The organism is Virgibacillus necropolis (genome assembly GCF_044793635.1).
In the GTDB taxonomy this organism is placed as follows: Bacteria; Bacillota; Bacilli; order Bacillales; family Amphibacillaceae; genus Virgibacillus_F; species Virgibacillus_F necropolis_A.
In genome coordinates, this window is the sequence record NZ_CP084992.1 from 2,431,752 (window position 1) to 2,449,025 (window position 17,274).

Sequence of the window (17,274 nt, forward strand, 5' to 3'; positions counted from 1 at the left end):
ACTAGTAGAATTTGTAAATGTGAGAGGAGCTATTTACTTGGAAAAAACTCGTGATCAATATGGTCTAACTGATTTTGTGAAGGAAATGACAGCAGTAGTAGAGGGAAATCTGGAAGATGCTAAGCGGGTGAAGGAAGCGGAAAGATTGGTTGGGAAATTAGTTCGAACAAAATCATGGCTGCAAACAGAAGAATTAACATCGAATGACAACCATTATGCACGGTATTCATTGTATCACGATCCACAAGATCGCTTTGAAGTGATTGCGCTTGTATGGAAACCTGGACAACGCACACCGTTGCATGACCATGATGGAACATGGGGTGTGGAAGGTGTTTTTTCTGGAAGAATCAAGGTAGATAATTATTTACAGGTAGAGAAAATGTCAGATGATGTAATGAAGCTATGTCATACGGGATCTTTGACTGTAAGTGAGCAAAGTACAGCTCAACTTTTGCCACCAGCCGATTGTCACATTCTTGAAGCGGATGGAGACCAAACAGCTATCACCATTCATGTTTATGGCAAACGACTGAACAGCTTCCTAATATATGACTCGCTTGATAAAAAAGATACATATACCGTCCGTAAGAAGAATATTGGGTATACATCATAGCGATTTACAGAAATGGGAGAATGAAATTTGTCCCAAATTTATATGTTTAATATTTGGTTTAATTTCAATCGTAAATCAATCGGCAATGGTTTTTCCATTGATCTATATAGTAAAGATGGATTTTCTATGCCGTTTACATTCCAATACCTTTCAATTAAATTTGCTTTATATTGTTTGCCGGGAATAAGGGAGTATAGGATATACCAGTCTTCTAACGATGACAGCGGTACCTGTACATTCCTTATTTTTTTGTAGTTTGTAATAGACAAATGGTCAAACGTTAAATCATAAATCCCTTCCTGATGCCTTATATTAAACCCACCCATAACATCAATAGAGGTACCATCAAGATTAAAGTTAGAAAAGTGTTCGGTCAGGAAGGGTTCTTTGCTTATAGTTTCTTCTTTTTTAGCGTATTTTGATAAAGTTATTTCCACTTCTTCTGCAGTTGTCTTGTCCACCAAAAGGTCAATGTCATTTACCGTACGGACTAATCCATAACAGGAAAGGATATAGGATCCACCTACGGCCCATGTCACATTTATATTATTTAATATAGTTAATAACTTCATTAACTTTGTTTCCATCCAATCCCTCCAACGATTTAAGTATAACAAATCCGTTAGTGAAAGAGTTGGAAATATTCAATCGTTGATTCAAATTAAACTAATAAATAATGAACATATTGGTAGTTGAAAAATACCTGAGTAAAATAAACCTAAATGTAAAAACAGTATCTCCCCATCATGAGAGGTACTGTTTTAGATAAAAAGCTTATGATTTACGGTTATACTCTGCGTATTTTACAAAAGATTGCTCATCTTCAATAAGGCCGCATGACCCACATTGAACTTTGTATTTGGGTCCGTTGTACTGTGTATGAAATACTTCAATGTCGCCACTGGAATAGTCATTCGTCACTTCACCAGAGTGTGGATCTAATTTGACCGGTTTTGCTATTTGTTCAATTAGATTAAACCGTGAACGATTTGTTTTGCAATTGGGGCATAGGTATTGTTGCATGATTAACACCTCCTACCTTTATTTCTCTTTTGCACGTTTATCTGCAGCCTCACTTCTTACTTGTGCTTCTTTATCCTCGTGGTCCGCAAATTCCTCAATAAATTCAACATCTCTGCCATCTTTTATATTGCTTTTTGGCGTTTGAGCCAAATGATTCGTACCTTTTGAGTGATTATGTTCATCTCTTCCCATGTGATCCACCTCATTTCAAGAATAGTTTCCGTTAGTTTACGCAAAATCTAATTAATTAAACAAAAAAGAAGTAATCAAATGGAGAAAGTCCTCCTTTGATTACTTCTTACTAATTCATTAAATACTATTCTTCTTCTTGTTTAGCGTTTTTACCGTATGAAAATTTGGATGTATCCACAGGTTCCCAATTTTTATTAGGTGTATAGAAACGCAATAAGTCACCGTAAAGTACTTTGTCTGACAGCTTTAATTCATGGTGTACTTTTTCTTGTAATTCTTTCATTTCTTTCGTTGGTTCAATCTTTTCACCAGTATCATTGTCATAAAACTTACCTGAAGCAACAGTATATTCTGGTGTAACAAAATCACCATCCCGGAACACTACATACTCTTTGTGTCCTTTAGAAAACATATCCGTCCCAAATTGGATGTAGTCTTGAGCATTAATTCCAACTAAATGAAGCAACGTTGGCATGACATCAACTTGACTGGAATATTCATGAACGGTCCCTTTACCATCTACACCTGGAATTTTAATCATATATGGAACTCGTTGTAATTGTGTGTGTTTAAAATCGGTGATCTTTTCACCAGTTATTTGTTTCATAGCAGCATTATGATTTTCTGAAATCCCATAATGGTCTCCGTAAATCATGATAACCGAATCCTTATACAACCCTGATTCTTTTAGGTCAGTAAAGAATTGTTTCAACGCTTCATCCAAGTATCTTGCAGTTTGGAAATATCGATCAACAGATGGATCACCAGTTTCTGCAGGCTTTATAGAAGCCTCTTCCGGACTAATTAAATATGGATGATGGTGAGTAAGTGTCATCATGTGAGCATAAAATGGCTCTTCTAGCGACTTAAGCATAGGCATTGATTCTTTGAAGAATGGTTTATCCTTTAAGCCGTACCCTATGACGTTTTCTTCAGTCATATTATAGTAGCTTGAATCAAAGAATTTATCGATTCCAAACTGTTTATATACCTCATCGCGATTCCAGAAGCTTTTGTTGTCACCATGGAATACTGCATTTGTATAATCTTGATTTTGTTTTAATATTGCTGGTAAAGCTTGATACGTATTATTACCCTTTGTTACAAACGCTGCACCTTGAGGTAAAGGATATAAAGATGTATCCAATAATAACTCAGCATCAGCTGTTTTCCCTTGTGCTACTTGATGGAAGAAGTTATCAAAATACGTAAAGTTTTTGCTTTCATCGTGCACCAATGAATTTAAAAATGGTGTGACTTCTTCACCGTGTAACTCATAATCAATTAAGAATGATTGAAAGGACTCCAGGTGAATTTTGATGATGTTCTTACCTTCTGCAACTCCAAATAATTCTGGATTTGGTTCAGCATATTTGTTTTTTGTATAGTTTTCTACTTCTGTAATATCACTACTATCTGCAAGTACACGCTGTGTTGATGAGCGCAATGTTTGAAGCGCGTCATAGATAGCGAAATTGTATGATCCCAAATATTTCACAATATAATTACGGTCAAAAGTTCTTGTTAAAAGTTCTGGACGATCTGCTTCAGCTAATCCTAGATTAATAGAAAAAGCCATAACTCCTGCTGCAAGAACTAGTAATGGTTTTTTCTTCTGCATGCGAGCGACAGACCAATCATTCTTACTCCATATAAATAGTGCGATAAGAATAATGATATCTACTGCGTAGAATAAGTCATGCCAAGCTACTAAATTAGCAATACTTCCACCCAAACTTCCGAAGTTACTAGTTTGTGTAAGTGTTGGTAGAGTAATATAATCGGCAGCTGAACGGTAATAGACAACGTTAGCATACAACATAAAGCTCATTAGAGAGTCTATAACAATGATCCATATTCCTGCCCTTTTTCCTTTTGCAAATAAAGCAAACCCAAGAAATATTAGCGCTGAGCTAAGAGGGTTAAAGAATAATAGAAACTCCTGAATCCCATTTTGGATATCAAGGTTAAATTCATAGACATATATTAAATAAGATTTAATCCATAGTAAAAGTACTGCAACAAAAAAGAATCCCATCTTTGAAAAAAGTTTATTCTTCATTGTTTCACCTCAAATTTTCATTTTTATAATCGAGCTCATTATTTGAACATCGATTGTTTAGTTTAACTGAAAAACGTTTTTGATTCAAGCGTATTCACAGATTGTACATATATGTAATGTAAATGTAAATAGAAATTCAATTAAGATTTTTTACAAACTTTCGTCAATTGACAAATAAAAAAAGTCCGAATATCATTGTTCTGTTGCAATTTTCCCCGGTTTAACGTACCGATTGAATTAACAGAAAAATGCGCACTTTGCACTTTTTCTAAGATATCTTTCTAAAGACAAGTCTAAGAAAAACATTGTCATTCACTAGTGAGGTAAATGCGATTTTTTCTAAAAACTACAAAGGAGTTACATACATCATGGCGAAATTTGATCGACAGAAGATTGTCCAGAGTGTCCCTCAACGTGGGTTTTTTGGACAACCAAAAGGTTTATTCACACTATTTTTTACTGAGTTTTGGGAGCGCTTTTCTTATTATGGAATGCGCGCTATTTTACTATTCTATATGTACACCGAGGTTGTTGATGGTGGACTAGGAATTAGTATGGAAACTGCTACTTCCATCATGGCGATCTATGGTGCACTTGTTTATATGACTGGCGTAATTGGTGGTTGGATTGCAGATCGTTTGTTAGGTACCCAGCAAACCGTTTTCTATGGTGGGGTCTTAATCATGATTGGTCATATCGTCCTTTCACTACCAATGGGCGTTTCAGGGTTATTCTTATCGATGTTCTTCATTATTATTGGTACAGGTTTATTGAAACCTAACGTTTCAAGTGTGGTGGGTGACATGTATAGCCCAGAGGATAAACGTCGTGACTCTGGCTTTAGTATTTTTTACATGGGAATCAACATGGGTGCATTAATTGCGCCGCTTATTGTTGGTACAGTTGGACAAGAATACAATTATCACTATGGATTTAGTATAGCGGCATTTGGTATGTTACTTGGTCTGATTGTGTTTCTTGTAACACGTAAGAAATATCTTGGTCTCGCTGGAACATATGTACCAAACCCATTAGGGGACGGTGAGAAGAAAAAGGTTATTAGAATGTTTGGAATAGGTGCAGTCATTATTGCTATTTTACTTGCTATTACCATTCCAACAAATATACTAACGATTACAACATTTACTTATTTAGTTAGCTTTTTAGGTATTGCAATTCCAACTGCATACTTTATTGTTATGTACCGAAGTCCAAAAACGAACGAAGATGAACAATCTCGTATACTTGCGTATATTCCATTGTTTATTGCATCTATGGTATTCTGGGCAATTCAGGAGCAGGGTTCAATCATCCTTGCATTGTATGCTAAAGAACGTACGGAACTAAGTTTTGCCGGCATTGATTTATATGCATCATGGTTTCAATCATTGAATCCACTATTTATCATTTTCCTAGCGCCAGTATTTGCTACTTTGTGGATTAAGCTTGGAGATCGTCAACCATCAACACCGACGAAGTTTTCTTTAGGAATTATCCTTGGGGGAATATCGTTTATGGTTTTAATTTTCCCTGCTATGATTAATGGTACAGAAACACTTGTAAGTCCATTATGGCTAGTACTTAGCTTCTTCTTAGTTGTGCTTGGTGAGCTTTGTATATCACCTGTAGGATTATCAGCAACAACAAAATTAGCACCTAAGGCATTCTCGGCACAGACCATGAGTCTATGGTTCATGTCTAATGCAGCTGGACAAGCAGTAAACGCTCAAATTGTTAAACTGTATGATCCTTCAACAGAGATCATTTACTTTGGTGTAATTGGTGGATTTGCTGTGATAGCTGGTTTTGTACTATTAAGTTTCTCAAAAAAAATCCAAACCTATATGCGCGGAGTGTTGTAGGAACGGAAACGGTGGCGGAAGCAGTGCCTGCCACTTCCCGATTTTTGTCGAATAATAAAACCGTCTATTTGCCTTTTTGCGAATAGGCGGTTTTATTTTTACATACGTATATTATTAATGGAATGTCGAAAACTAATTGTGTTAGGCACTCCCCTATTTTTGTCGAATATACGTGGAAGGGATGATTTTAGATGGTTGATAGAGAACATACATGTATGGCCTGTGAAGGCACTGGTATGCTCGCGGATGACGAAGGCTGGCAATATAAATGCAGTATTTGCGATGGCGGGGGTATGCTGAATGATACCAACCCAACGAAATTATTCGATGTAGATGCTAATAATCGCTTGCTGGATTAAAATTGCGAAAAGACAAAAACTACCTACTCGTATTTGTGCGAATAGGTAGTTTTTGTTTTTCATGTCAGGCAACGGACGGGTTTCTGATCAGTCGCCTTCGCTTTTCTTGTCTAGCTGTGGCTCCTAGAAGCTGCCGTCATAAGCAATTGACACTCAAAACACCAAAAACCAGGCGTTTTGCGGTCCTTTGCTTATGCGTCCGCTTCTGACCAGTCGCCTTCGCTTTTCTCTGTCTAGCTGTGGCTCCTAGCGCCTAGCAAATAGTTAGTCTTGATGAAAGGTACGTATAGTTCGACGTACTTTCACAATCCTATCTATTTGTACGGCGCTGATCAGTCGCCTTAGCTTTTCTTTCTAATGTGGCATGGTTCCTTGGACAGGTGCAAAGCTGTTCATTATTATTTGCATATCCTGTGGAGGTAATTGTGGAACCTGGTAATATTGATTTTTATTTTGAAATAAAAATACTTCATATGCCATTTCGACGATATTCGGAACGCTGTCAGCGAATACACGTCTGAGAACAGGATTAGTAACTTCGAGTGAAGTCATGGTGAATGCTGAAGCCGTTGATTTCATAACTCCAAGCATATACCCTGATACACATTCGTCATTTATTTGACTAACAGATTGACTTGGAGACTTTGGTGCAGATGGTTGCAGCCCATAAATGACATCATTACTTTGTTCCATCTTATAGGTTTGCGTTTTGACAGTTGGTTCTTGACCAGTTTTCATTGTCTCAACAATTGTGTTATAAAGCTGAGTCAAAAATGTACGATGGCGTTGCTGCATCGTTTTTAATTCTGGACTTTTGATATGCTGTTCATATAGTAAATATTGTTCCAAACCACCTGTTAATGTTGACAATGCTTCGTGTGCGTCGAAAAGCTCATGTCCACCATGGCTTACCTGTGCTGGCATTTGAGATGTACCCTGTAGGTTTTGTTGTTGATTTTGATTTTGCACGTAAAAGCCTCCTTAAAAGTAGTCGAAGTTATTTTGTGCTGAATCCACCTTCTTATACTGATGCTTAGGAGGAAGTTTTACCCACGCTTCTCTTAAAAGCCTCCACTTTTACTGTTGTAGCCTCAAGCAATTGTCTGACGTTTGCTGTATTAGGGTATTCCTTTTTTGCCTCAGCTAGGAGTGGGTATAAGCTTTTCTCAATGTTTTCATAGTCCTCTGGGTATTTTTCTTCCACCTGTTTTTCGATTTGATCCCAGTCTTCACCTAGCTTTTTTGTAGCAGCTATTCTTTTTTCAGTGTTTTCTGTATCACCAACTACTTTTTCTAATTCACCTAATGAAACAAGAACCTTATCAAGCCCTTTAGTCAGTGTAGAATTCATACTTGTCACCTGGACTGAATCCCGTTTGTTAGTGGATTCGCTCTGATTTGTATTTTCCTGTCCCGCGTCGCCAGTATTTAAAGCTACAGTCGCCACTAATACAATTGTTAATACTAAGTAAAAAATATTTTTCATACTATAAACCCTCCTATTGGATAATATTTCTTAGTATGTTAAATTTTTGATACATTATACTGTGTTATTTTTCGACAAGTGACAGGCACCACCAACGGCGTGTTATAATTAGCTCAGGAATTAATTTAAACAGGGGGTTTTGTAATGGAAGCGAAAAGACCTATCCGAATAGAGGATCGAATTTACCTGATTGATGGATATGACCTAGGAAAACCAGAACGAACTGGTACATATGTGATTGACGAAGAAGAACTTACTTTAGTTGAGACAGGACCAAGTCCATCCATTAAATATGTAAAGCAAGGTTTAGATTCACTAGGCTTTTCTTTAACAGATGTGAAATATATTATCGTGACACATATTCATTTAGACCATGCGGGTGGTGCAGGGCTATTAATAAAAGATTGTCCAAATGCTAAAGTAGTTGTTCACCCGAAAGGGGCTCGTCATTTAATCGATCCTAAAAAACTTGCGGCGGGTGCTCGTGCTGTGTATGGAGATAGCTTCACTGAATTGTTTGATCCAATAGTGCCCATTCCAGAAGACAATTTACTAATTAAGGGGGAAGGGGATGAGTTGAAGATTGGTGCTAAGTGTACGCTTGAATTCCTGGATACACCAGGTCATGCTAAGCATCACTTTAGTATTTATGATCCAATCAGCAATGGTATTTTTACCGGTGATACGATAGGAATCCGCTATGATCAGTTAATTCGTGATGGAGTTAATTTTTTCCTACCATCTACATCACCAAACCATTTTGACCCAGAGGCCATGCAAAAGGCTATAAATCGAGTAGGTGAGATAAATGTTGACCGGATTTATTATGGTCACTTTGGAATGACAAAAGAGATTGATGAAGCATTGGACCAGGCTACCTATTGGCTGGACGTTTTTGTGGAAGAGGGAGAAAGGGTTTATGCTGCAGGAGAAGGTTACGCAGAACTGGCAACAAGGTTGTTGTTTCATGTCAAAGAACATTTACGAAAATTAAATGTCCCAGATGATCATGATGTGTACTTTTTAATAAATTTAGACATGCAGGTGAGTGCATTAGGAATAATTGATTACTTTCAAAAGGTGAAAATGTAACTAGAAAACTTGGCATTCGCCAAGACTTTATGGCGAATGTCATAGTTGCGCTTATGCAGTTAGGAAAGTTTTCTTTTCTGCCAAAAAAACCTGTCACTTGGTGAATTCTTTTCGCCAAGTGACAGGCATCAAATCAAGTTATTTGGTATAATTCAGCTCCCATGAAATCCCGTTCTTATCTTTAACAATAGCGTGTTTGGCGCCCCAGAATGTGTCCTGTAATTCCATCTTGATTTCTCCGTCTTCAGCCAAAAATTCATATATCTTTGTAATTTCCTCTTCACTATCAAGGTCTGGACCAAGCAACATATTGGTTCCATTAACCAGCTGATTACCAAAAATATCAGCAAAGTAAAGAATGCAGTTCTCATTTATATGTAGTTCGGCATGGATGTATTTACCCTCGTGACCTTTAAACATTTCAATTCCATCTGAAAGCTGTGTATTTTTAATTTCGCCACCAAATGCCTTTTGGTAATATTCCACTTCTTCTTTGCAATTTTCAATTCTAATGTGTGGTACTAATTTTTTCATGCTTATTACCTCCTATTTTCTTTATTGTACATTTAATTTGGAAGGTAGGAAACTATGGTATCCAAGTTGTTTAACAAGGCTACATTTTGGGTATATGTTTTGACATTAAGGCAAATGCTTTTAAATGAAAATAACTACATACGAGGTGGAGTAATGAGGAATGTAACAATAGTCTTATGGTATGCACATGTTATGTGCGTTGCAGTTGTTATTTGGGGATCTGTTGCACCAAAAAATCTGCAGGATTCACAGCAGATGTAACATAATTTATTTCAGTGCATTTTGGTTGGTCGCGAAAATATCCGAGCTTTCATTGGAAACATCGACATTTGGTGTTTTACAAGAGTATCCATTAGGAACATTGATGTCGATTATAACTATAATTGTCGTTGCTTTCTTTTTCATTACTTCGGCTGATTCGGCAACGCTTTGTGCTTGGAATGTTGAGTACGAATGGACATATCAATCCTTCAAATTCAGTGAAAATTGTCTGGGGCTTAGCACAGTCAGCTGTGGTGGCAATTGTGGTTTATTTTGGAGGAACACAAGGGTTGCAAAAAATCCTGATTATTGCAGCATTACCCTTTTCGATAGTTATTATTTTAATGGGTGCCTCCTTCTTTAAGGCTGTAAAACAAGAAAGTCGTGATAGTGTTAAGTAGCCTTGTTAGTAAAAATTGAGACGAATAGCATGTTTTTCTTAGTCAAAAATAAGTAATATTAAAATTTTCGTGTATCTATCGATTTAGGTGAAACTGTAACGAGGTGCAACTATGGATATAAACTTCGAAAAAGACAATGGAATAGGTATTTTGAAAATATATGGGAAAAAGCAAAACCTTATTTCCTCGATAACGTATGATTCTCGAAAAGTTGTCGATGGTTCTGCTTTTGTTTGTATTGCAGGCCAGAATGATGATGGACATGATTTTATGGTGGACGCAGTCGAACAAGGCGCAACTGTTTTGCTTGGCGATAATGAAAAGGCATTAAATGATATGAGTCAACGGTTCCCTGATCGCACTTTTCTATATGTAGATAATGTTCGAGTTGCAGTAGCAAAATTAGCAGGAATTTATCATGATTTCCGGTACAAGGATTTATACACTATTGGTGTAACAGGTACCAATGGAAAAACAACAGTCGCAAACTATGTAAAATCACTATTGAATATTTTAGGGTTGCCGACTGGGTCGATAGGTACGACTGGTGCATGGAGTTCTAAAAGTAAATTGGATTTTATGCAAAGCACCCCAACTACTCCTGAATCATCTGATATCCATGATATTTTTGACCAGTTATATGCATCTGGAGATAAAGCTGTAGCGATGGAGGTTTCTTCTATTGCGGTTGAACAAAAGCGAGTAGAGGGTATTCAATTTGATGTAGGTGTACACACAAATCTGTCTCCAGAACACATCGAATACCACAAGAACTTCGATAACTACAAAAAGGCAAAGCTGAAACTGTTTGATCAGGTGAAAACGGCTGTTGTAAATGTCGATGACCATGGAATGGCCACTGAAATTCTCGAAACATTTAAAGGGGATATTTTCACGTATAGCTTATCAAAGGTATCGAACGCAGACGTCATAGCCACGAACATTAGAGTAAACGGTAATGGTTCATTAATTGATTTGGAAATCATGGGTGAAACATTTAATGTCCGCACACCTGTTTTTGGTGGTTACAATGTTGCAAACCTTTTATCGGCAGTGTGTGTTGCACTTGATGCGGGTTTTTCTGCAGAGAATATTGTACAAGCATTATCACATATTGAAAGTCCAGAAGGTAGGTTTGAGCTTATCAAAGAAGGCACTGCTGGAAGGGGAATTATTCTTGATTATGCGCATACCCCTGTAGCACTTAGAAGCTTATTATCAGAAGTTCACAAACTAACATACAATCGCCTGATTGTGATGATAGCAGGAGTCGGGATTCGTGACTTTAACAAGATGCCAAAAATGGCAAATGTGGTGGACGGTGAAGCTGATTCTATTGTGATAACGGTTGATCATCCAGGATACAATGATCCAAACAAAATTATTGCACAAGTTCTTGCTGGTTTTTCAAATCCGCAGGCTAAAAATATCTATCCAACATTAAACCGTGAGGATGGTGTGAAAGAAGCATTATCTTTAGGAATGACGGGGGATGTTATTGTGCTTACTGGCGGATGCATAAATGGAGCGCAGATCGTACAAGGAGAAAAAGTACCACATTCTGATGAGATGATTATCCAGGAATATTATAATGAATTAAAGTCTAATAATGGAATGGAATTACAACAGGATTTATAAAACAAGCCTGCCATCGATTTTAATCGGTAGCAGGCTTGTTTGTTTAAGAGCAAGGAAAGTATAAACGAAAGTCTGTCTAGCTCCAGCGCCCAGCGCCTAATGGACTTCCTTCACCTCCGTACGATAAGTTAACATCGGCTCGCCTTAGCTCACCGTGTTTCCTTTATCTCCTGGTGGAAGGAATGTTCGATTAAAACCGCCACTTTGCGTGGCAACATCGAACTACCCACGTTGCGTGGGCACAGTCCAGAGGTCGCTTAACGGGCGCTTGCGCTTTTCTTAAAAGGAAAGAAAGTATAAAATTAACCCCTACTACAGTAAAGGTAACTGTGGTAGTTTCTATGTATGGAGAAAAATATTCTGAAACGAATCTTTTTTGATAACTACAATCATTGGGAAACATTCAAGAAGAAACACAGAGAAAAAATCCGCCCAGTCGTTCTGAAGGAGGTAGAAAAATTTCAAGGCTGTGGAGATATGAAAAATGGATTCAAACTCTTTGTTTGCGAGGGCTGTAACGACGTACATAAAGTAGCATTCCGGTGTAAAGGGCGTTTTTGCACGACCTGTTCTATTGGGGAAAGTGAAGAGTGGAGCCGATTATTAACGGAAGACGTTTTACAGGTAAATCATCGGCACATGATTTTTACAATCGATGAAGGGTTACGGGAAATATTTCTTTTACACCGTCATCTTTTGAAACCGCTAATGGATGAGGCAGCTAAATTAATTACAAACTTTTTTCAAAAGAAGGCAAAGGTGACACCAGGTATCATTTCCGGATTACACACATTTGGCTCCAGGGTAAATTTTAATCCCCATGTCCATATGTTGGTAACCATGGGAGGGATAACGAGAAAAGGAAAATGGAAGGACTATGATTATATCCCTTTCCAAATGCTTCGAAAGCAATGGCAAACGGTGGTATTAAAGTTAATCCGTAGGAACTTAACCAAACAGGAAAAGAGGCGTGTACAACCACGACTGCAAAAGGCTTTTTCCGAAAATGGGGAAGGCTTCTATGTGCATGCGCCGAAACAGAAGGGGAAAATAAAGGAACAACTTCGTTACATTGGCCGTTATATTCGTCGACCAGCGATTGGAGTCAATCGGATCGAGGCATATGATGGACAACAGGTGACTTTTAAATACATCGATAAAACAGATGGGAAAGAAAAGCATGAAACGCTGACGGTGGAAGCCTTTATCAGTCGTTTGATTCGTCATATACCAGATGACCAATTTAAAACAATACGCCACTATGGTATGTATTCAAGAAGAAGTAAACGTCTAAGTAAGAAGCTATTAAGTAAGTGGCAAGAAGGAAGGCGGCGTTGGATCATAAAAGTGTGGAAAACAATACGCCGTCAAACATGGAGAGAACGTGTTATCGCTGGTGGACAAAAAGATCCCCTAATATGCCCGCACTGCAATAATTATTATGTGTATCAGGGAGAGGTCTGTCTTGAGAATGGACAATTAGAAATAAAAGTAGCTTTAACCAAGGAAGCAAGAAAGTACTTAGAAAGGGTGATAGCTTATTACACACCAATCCAAAAACCGCAAAAAAGGGAAAAAGAAAAAGGGGAACGACCACTTAGCGAAAAAGAAAACGAAAATCAACTTTGTTTGTTTAACGTGTCATGAGGAAGAAAAAATACCTTATGATGTAGTTAGAGATTTTGATTTGATGGATGGCGGTGATCCAACGGATCCGCCTCAGTTTAGATGCGAACATTGTGGTGGAGAAATGTATCCAGAGTATTACAAGGGAATACATGGCCAGGAATACAAACTAACGGATGTTCTCTAGCACAGAAAAGGACCGGGCGGTCTATGCCCGGTTTTTCTTACTCTTCTTCTGTCTTCATAAAGGTAAGGATAAAAAAGAACGCGAAGCTTAATAGCATAATTGACCCACCAACGATGAAAAATACATTGGTTAGCGTATCATTCAAATCGAATGGTCTTACGTAGTACAACCACATACCAGATGTTAATCCGATTGCACCTATGATTGCTGAACACACATGAAGCGTTGATAGAATTTTATTTGCTGGTGTGAATACTTTGTAAAAAACGGACCATGCAAATAATGACAGCCAGCCAACAACTAGGATATGAGCATGTATAGTCTTGAATTCATATCCGCCCGAACCAGCCATATGTGATCCGAGAAATGCACCGACTAGCGCGAATGCAGCTGAGAATCTTAGTAAGACTTTACTGTATTTATTCAAAAATTATCTCTCCTTTACGTTCCAAAGTAATTGGTTTAACCATTATAACAATATAATAAAGTACTTTTGTGAACTGAGTATGAACAGTCAGTAACAATGTTCATATTAAGCCTTAAATATATAATTTAACAATCCTAGCATACCAAAAATATAGGTAATGGAGTATTAAAAAAATAATATTGACAAACTTGGTGTATTAAGACTATAATACACATATAACATGTATGAACCACTTAATACACACACTAAAACAAGCAAATGATACACATCTAAGATTGTATAGGAGTTGTTTAGATGAATGTGAACTTTAATAATCGTGATCCAGTCTACCTGCAGGTTGTTCGATCCTTCAAGGAACAAATTGCAATCGGTGAATTGGCGCCTGGGGAAGAGATTCCTTCAAGAAGAGAACTAGCGAATCGAATCAAAATTAATCCGAATACTGCGCAGCGAGCGTACAAAGAAATGGAGGAGCAGGGTTTGATCCATACAGAGCGAAATCATCCAAGTAAAATCACTAGTGATGAAAAAATCCTGGGAAAGGTACGAGAGGAATTGTTAGAACAAGCAGTTGATGATTTTGTGGCATCTGTACGATCAATTAATGTTCCAATCGAGGAGTTACTTCGGTTAGTAGAAAAAAGCTATACATCAGTAGGCAATGAATAAGGGGGCTTGAAAATGATAGAAGTAAAAGAACTTACTAAAAAGTTTGGTCGTAAGGAAGTACTAAAAGGCGTTTCATTTACAGCAAATAAAGGTGAGATCACCTGTTTAATAGGGATAAATGGAGTTGGAAAAACAACTATTTTAAACGCAATTATGGCACTTACACCGATTAATAAAGGACAAATATTAATAAATGGTGAAACAATTAATAAGAAATCATTCGAAAAAGTTACGTTTATTCCAGATGCAATAACGATGCTACCGCAAATGAAAATTTCTGAAGCAATGGAGTTCATGAATGACTTTTACACATGCTGGAACCAAAAGCGTGCAACCGAGTTACTTGGTTTCTTTAAACTAGACGAAAGTGACAGAATTTCCTCGTTATCAAAAGGGAATACAGCAAAAGTTAACCTATTACTTGGCCTTGCAATGGATGTGGATTACATATTAATGGATGAACCGTTCTCTGGAATTGACATGTTTAGTCGGGAGCAGATAGCTAATGTGTTCACAAGTCATTTGATTGAAGGTCGTGGCGTTATTATAACAACACATGAAATAAATGATATTGAGCATCTAATCGATAAAGTTGTTCTATTAGATGAAGGGATTGTTATAAAGGAGTTCAACGCAGAAGAAGCTAGGCAGAATGAAGGGAAGTCTGTGGTGGACGTAATGAGAGAGGTGTATCAAGCATGAAAAGCTATTTGAAGCTGGTCAATTTTGAATTCAATCGTTCTGTAAAAATATTTGTAGTCCTACTAGGTATTACACTTGTTGCACAAATCGCTGGAGTTATTGTGTTATCAAAAAAATATCTAGGAATAGCCAATGAAAAGATATATGAAGAGTTAATGTCAAAAGCGGAATTTTTATCTCAATTTGGCCAAATGAGTTTCCTGCACATAATAAGAAGTACATGGTTTTTGGGACCAATTGCTTTATGTGTCGCAGCCGTAGCGTTCTATATTTTCCTAATTTGGTATCGTGATTGGTTTGGGAAAAATACATTTATTTACCGGTTGTTAATGCTACCAACTACTAGATTAAATGTTTTTTTCGCTAAAATTACGAACATTTTATTAATGACATTTGGCTTTGTGGCTTTTCAACTTATTTTGATCCCGATAGAATCAACAATCTTGAAATGGATGGTTCCAAGTGGATTTCGAATGGATATGAGTGTCGAAAATATTACAACGAGTTTACCTCAATTAAACATTATTGTTCCAAACAATATCCTTGAATTTATATTATATTATGGAGCAGGATTTATGGTTGTGTCCATTCTATTTACTGCAATCTTATTTGAACGAAGCTTCAGGTGGAAGGGGATTTTTGCTGGGATTCTATATTGCTTAGTTGCTGTAGCAGTATTTATTTCACCTCTACTTTTGGATGAATTTGTACTTAATGGGTTTCTCTATCCGATGGAATTGTTTGTACTTGAGATCGTAATGGGATTGATCATTATTACAGGATCATTGTGGATGAGCGGATTCTTATTAAAGAAAAAGATAACTGTATAGGGAGTGTGTAGAATGAAAAAGTACTGGAAGTTCACGGCGATTGTTGCTGTAATTGTGCTTGGTATTGGAACGTTTTATGTTAATTCTGCCATGTCGGCGAAACAATACCCAGAGTTTATCATTAAAAAGCAGAGCGGTAACGCAGAAGAAATAAAATCATTAGTGTTGGAAGGGAATTATCATGAGGGAGGACCTATGGTTAATGCTAATACTAAACTAAAAATCACCTCTGATGGTTCTGAATATAGAAGTAATACCTCATTTTTAGATCAAATAAAAGGACATCCGGCGCCAATGATTAAGGAGCTGCAGGAAGAATATCGTAATTTCATGAGAGGTAAAGGTATCGGGGTAGATTCATTTTTTGAAAACAAGCAGTTTGTCGCTTATGCAGAGGTGGAGTATGAAATAGGTAGATTGGCATCAAGTGATTATAAGTTTGCTATATCCGTGCTAGACAAAGATAAGGGTAGTACAACTTCCTTTTCTATTAAAGTTCCGGATAGTTCAGAAATTCAGCATATGTTTGTTGACGATGTCCAGATCGTTGATAACAAGCTAAATCTGATTACCCAAAATATGGTTAGAGAAAAAGGACGCCATATTAGCGGAAAACATGTTTACACGGTTGACTTATCTACCAAAAGAATAATCAGTCATGAAGCGATTTTTTCCATTCCTGAGCAACAAGGAGAATCATTTATTGATGCACGCTTAATCAAAACGAACCCTAAACAAGCGCATAAAAATCTTGTATTCTTAAAAACAGAAAATAAGGTTGTACAACAGGCGAAAAGGTTAGAGGAAACAACCCTAGAGCTTATCTCTTACAATTTGGAAACAAAAGAAAAAGAGGAGGTTGATTTGCCGAATAGCTTGAAAGAAAGTCAAGTGAGTTTTTTTGATGGTTCAACAATTTACCTTACAAGCTATAACGAGAAAAACCTAGTTGTTACTCTTTATAATATAGAGAAAAATAAAGTAGGTAATGAATTCACTGTGGAGCTGTCAAATATAAAAGATAATATGGAACCGCCAATTATTGCTGTTAAGGATGGTAAGTTGTATGCGACAACACATGTTACGAATTTAAAAACAAAGGCTAGTGTTACCGTTATTGATGTAGAAACTGGTGAAACACTTTACGAGGGTGAAGTAATAAGAAAGGATCCGCCTGAAAATACAGATCAATTTGAGTTATACCTGTTCGAAATGTTGATAAAATAGGTCAGAAAGAGAGCTTGCTTTATAATTAAAGCAAGCTCTCTTTTCTAGTTTATTCTTTTATAGATCTTGAAAGGAATCTT

At 37.1% G+C, this 17,274-nt stretch carries 18 protein-coding genes and 1 pseudogene; 11 read left to right on the forward strand and 8 right to left on the reverse strand.

The window, feature by feature from the left end; all coding sequences use genetic code 11:
* The first annotated feature begins 37 nt into the window (after window positions 1-37).
* A complete protein-coding gene (locus tag LG329_RS11790; protein ID WP_404451015.1) occupies window positions 38-616 on the forward strand; it encodes a cysteine dioxygenase in 579 nt (192 codons plus the stop codon).
* 38 nt (window positions 617-654) lie between these two features.
* Here the strand turns inward: LG329_RS11790 and LG329_RS11795 are convergent, their stop codons facing one another.
* From LG329_RS11795 to LG329_RS11810, 4 genes are all read right to left on the reverse strand, one after another.
* Entirely contained in the window at window positions 655-1,203 is a 549-nt protein-coding gene (locus LG329_RS11795; RefSeq protein WP_404451016.1) for a nucleotidyltransferase domain-containing protein, read from the reverse strand.
* A gap of 187 nt (window positions 1,204-1,390) precedes the next feature.
* Complete coding sequence (locus LG329_RS11800) at window positions 1,391-1,642, reverse strand: DNA alkylation repair protein (protein WP_404456634.1); 252 nt, start codon at window positions 1,640-1,642, stop codon at window positions 1,391-1,393.
* Window positions 1,643-1,657: 15 nt separating this feature from the next.
* Window positions 1,658-1,831, reverse strand: coding sequence for a YfhD family protein (locus LG329_RS11805; RefSeq protein WP_404451017.1), 174 nt, complete (start codon window positions 1,829-1,831; stop codon window positions 1,658-1,660).
* Between the two features lie 124 nt (window positions 1,832-1,955).
* Window positions 1,956-3,893 carry an LTA synthase family protein gene (locus tag LG329_RS11810; RefSeq protein ID WP_404451018.1) on the reverse strand — a complete coding sequence of 646 codons (1,938 nt, stop codon included), beginning with the start codon at window positions 3,891-3,893 and terminating at the stop codon, window positions 1,956-1,958.
* A gap of 368 nt (window positions 3,894-4,261) precedes the next feature.
* Here LG329_RS11810 and LG329_RS11815 point away from each other — a divergent pair, with 368 nt between their 5' ends.
* Entirely contained in the window at window positions 4,262-5,755 is a 1,494-nt protein-coding gene (locus tag LG329_RS11815; protein ID WP_404451019.1) for a peptide MFS transporter, read from the forward strand.
* 191 nt (window positions 5,756-5,946) lie between these two features.
* A complete protein-coding gene (locus LG329_RS11820) occupies window positions 5,947-6,114 on the forward strand; it encodes a hypothetical protein (RefSeq protein ID WP_404451020.1) in 168 nt (55 codons plus the stop codon).
* Between the two features lie 354 nt (window positions 6,115-6,468).
* Here the strand turns inward: LG329_RS11820 and LG329_RS11825 are convergent, their stop codons facing one another.
* Both LG329_RS11825 and LG329_RS11830 read right to left on the reverse strand, forming a co-directional pair.
* Entirely contained in the window at window positions 6,469-7,083 is a 615-nt protein-coding gene (locus tag LG329_RS11825; RefSeq protein ID WP_404451021.1) for a spore coat protein, read from the reverse strand.
* Window positions 7,084-7,147: 64 nt separating this feature from the next.
* Window positions 7,148-7,600, reverse strand: coding sequence for a hypothetical protein (locus tag LG329_RS11830; RefSeq protein ID WP_404451022.1), 453 nt, complete (start codon window positions 7,598-7,600; stop codon window positions 7,148-7,150).
* A 144-nt stretch (window positions 7,601-7,744) separates the two neighbouring features.
* On the opposite strand from LG329_RS11830, the gene LG329_RS11835 reads away from it, so the two are divergent.
* Complete coding sequence (locus LG329_RS11835) at window positions 7,745-8,692, forward strand: MBL fold metallo-hydrolase (protein WP_404451023.1); 948 nt, start codon at window positions 7,745-7,747, stop codon at window positions 8,690-8,692.
* A gap of 138 nt (window positions 8,693-8,830) precedes the next feature.
* On the opposite strand, the gene LG329_RS11840 is transcribed toward LG329_RS11835, so the two are convergent.
* A complete protein-coding gene (locus LG329_RS11840) occupies window positions 8,831-9,226 on the reverse strand; it encodes a VOC family protein (RefSeq protein ID WP_404451024.1) in 396 nt (131 codons plus the stop codon).
* Window positions 9,227-9,515: 289 nt separating this feature from the next.
* Here LG329_RS11840 and LG329_RS11845 point away from each other — a divergent pair.
* The 3 genes and pseudogenes from LG329_RS11845 to LG329_RS11855 form a co-directional block, all read left to right on the forward strand.
* Window positions 9,516-9,888 (forward strand): annotated as a pseudogene (locus tag LG329_RS11845) (BCCT family transporter); the annotation flags it as partial.
* A gap of 111 nt (window positions 9,889-9,999) precedes the next feature.
* Window positions 10,000-11,526, forward strand: coding sequence for a UDP-N-acetylmuramoyl-L-alanyl-D-glutamate--2,6-diaminopimelate ligase (locus tag LG329_RS11850; protein WP_404451025.1), 1,527 nt, complete (start codon window positions 10,000-10,002; stop codon window positions 11,524-11,526).
* 345 nt (window positions 11,527-11,871) lie between these two features.
* Window positions 11,872-13,173, forward strand: a complete 1,302-nt coding sequence (locus tag LG329_RS11855) for a transposase (protein WP_404451027.1) — start codon at window positions 11,872-11,874, stop codon at window positions 13,171-13,173.
* 203 nt (window positions 13,174-13,376) lie between these two features.
* Here the strand turns inward: LG329_RS11855 and LG329_RS11860 are convergent, their stop codons facing one another.
* Window positions 13,377-13,766, reverse strand: coding sequence for a hypothetical protein (locus LG329_RS11860; RefSeq protein WP_404451028.1), 390 nt, complete (start codon window positions 13,764-13,766; stop codon window positions 13,377-13,379).
* A 294-nt stretch (window positions 13,767-14,060) separates the two neighbouring features.
* Here LG329_RS11860 and LG329_RS11865 point away from each other — a divergent pair, with 294 nt between their 5' ends.
* From LG329_RS11865 to LG329_RS11880, 4 genes are read left to right on the forward strand one after another with little or no spacing between them, the layout of a single operon-like run.
* Window positions 14,061-14,435 carry a GntR family transcriptional regulator gene (locus tag LG329_RS11865; protein WP_404451029.1) on the forward strand — a complete coding sequence of 125 codons (375 nt, stop codon included), beginning with the start codon at window positions 14,061-14,063 and terminating at the stop codon, window positions 14,433-14,435.
* A 12-nt stretch (window positions 14,436-14,447) separates the two neighbouring features.
* Window positions 14,448-15,137, forward strand: a complete 690-nt coding sequence (locus tag LG329_RS11870) for an ATP-binding cassette domain-containing protein (RefSeq protein WP_404451030.1) — start codon at window positions 14,448-14,450, stop codon at window positions 15,135-15,137.
* Window positions 15,134-15,967, forward strand: coding sequence for a hypothetical protein (locus tag LG329_RS11875; protein WP_404451031.1), 834 nt, complete (start codon window positions 15,134-15,136; stop codon window positions 15,965-15,967). Before LG329_RS11870 ends, LG329_RS11875 begins: the two co-directional genes overlap by 4 nt.
* A gap of 12 nt (window positions 15,968-15,979) precedes the next feature.
* A complete protein-coding gene (locus LG329_RS11880) occupies window positions 15,980-17,194 on the forward strand; it encodes a hypothetical protein (protein ID WP_404451032.1) in 1,215 nt (404 codons plus the stop codon).
* Window positions 17,195-17,274: the final 80 nt, after the last annotated feature.

Bases quoted from the DNA above. Each gene is read 5' to 3' on its own strand.
- LG329_RS11795 (WP_404451016.1), bottom strand. From the start codon at position 1,203: ATGGAAACAAAGTTAATGAAGTTATTAACTATATTAAATAATATAAAT.
- LG329_RS11805 (WP_404451017.1), bottom strand. From the start codon at position 1,831: ATGGGAAGAGATGAACATAATCACTCAAAAGGTACGAATCATTTGGCT.
- LG329_RS11810 (WP_404451018.1), bottom strand. From the start codon at position 3,893: ATGAAGAATAAACTTTTTTCAAAGATGGGATTCTTTTTTGTTGCAGTA.
- LG329_RS11815 (WP_404451019.1), top strand. From the start codon at position 4,262: ATGGCGAAATTTGATCGACAGAAGATTGTCCAGAGTGTCCCTCAACGT.
- LG329_RS11820 (WP_404451020.1), top strand. From the start codon at position 5,947: ATGGTTGATAGAGAACATACATGTATGGCCTGTGAAGGCACTGGTATG.
- LG329_RS11830 (WP_404451022.1), bottom strand. From the start codon at position 7,600: ATGAAAAATATTTTTTACTTAGTATTAACAATTGTATTAGTGGCGACT.
- LG329_RS11835 (WP_404451023.1), top strand. From the start codon at position 7,745: ATGGAAGCGAAAAGACCTATCCGAATAGAGGATCGAATTTACCTGATT.
- LG329_RS11840 (WP_404451024.1), bottom strand. From the start codon at position 9,226: ATGAAAAAATTAGTACCACACATTAGAATTGAAAATTGCAAAGAAGAA.
- LG329_RS11850 (WP_404451025.1), top strand. From the start codon at position 10,000: ATGGATATAAACTTCGAAAAAGACAATGGAATAGGTATTTTGAAAATA.
- LG329_RS11855 (WP_404451027.1), top strand. From the start codon at position 11,872: ATGGAGAAAAATATTCTGAAACGAATCTTTTTTGATAACTACAATCAT.
- LG329_RS11865 (WP_404451029.1), top strand. From the start codon at position 14,061: ATGAATGTGAACTTTAATAATCGTGATCCAGTCTACCTGCAGGTTGTT.
- LG329_RS11870 (WP_404451030.1), top strand. From the start codon at position 14,448: ATGATAGAAGTAAAAGAACTTACTAAAAAGTTTGGTCGTAAGGAAGTA.
- LG329_RS11875 (WP_404451031.1), top strand. From the start codon at position 15,134: ATGAAAAGCTATTTGAAGCTGGTCAATTTTGAATTCAATCGTTCTGTA.
- LG329_RS11880 (WP_404451032.1), top strand. From the start codon at position 15,980: ATGAAAAAGTACTGGAAGTTCACGGCGATTGTTGCTGTAATTGTGCTT.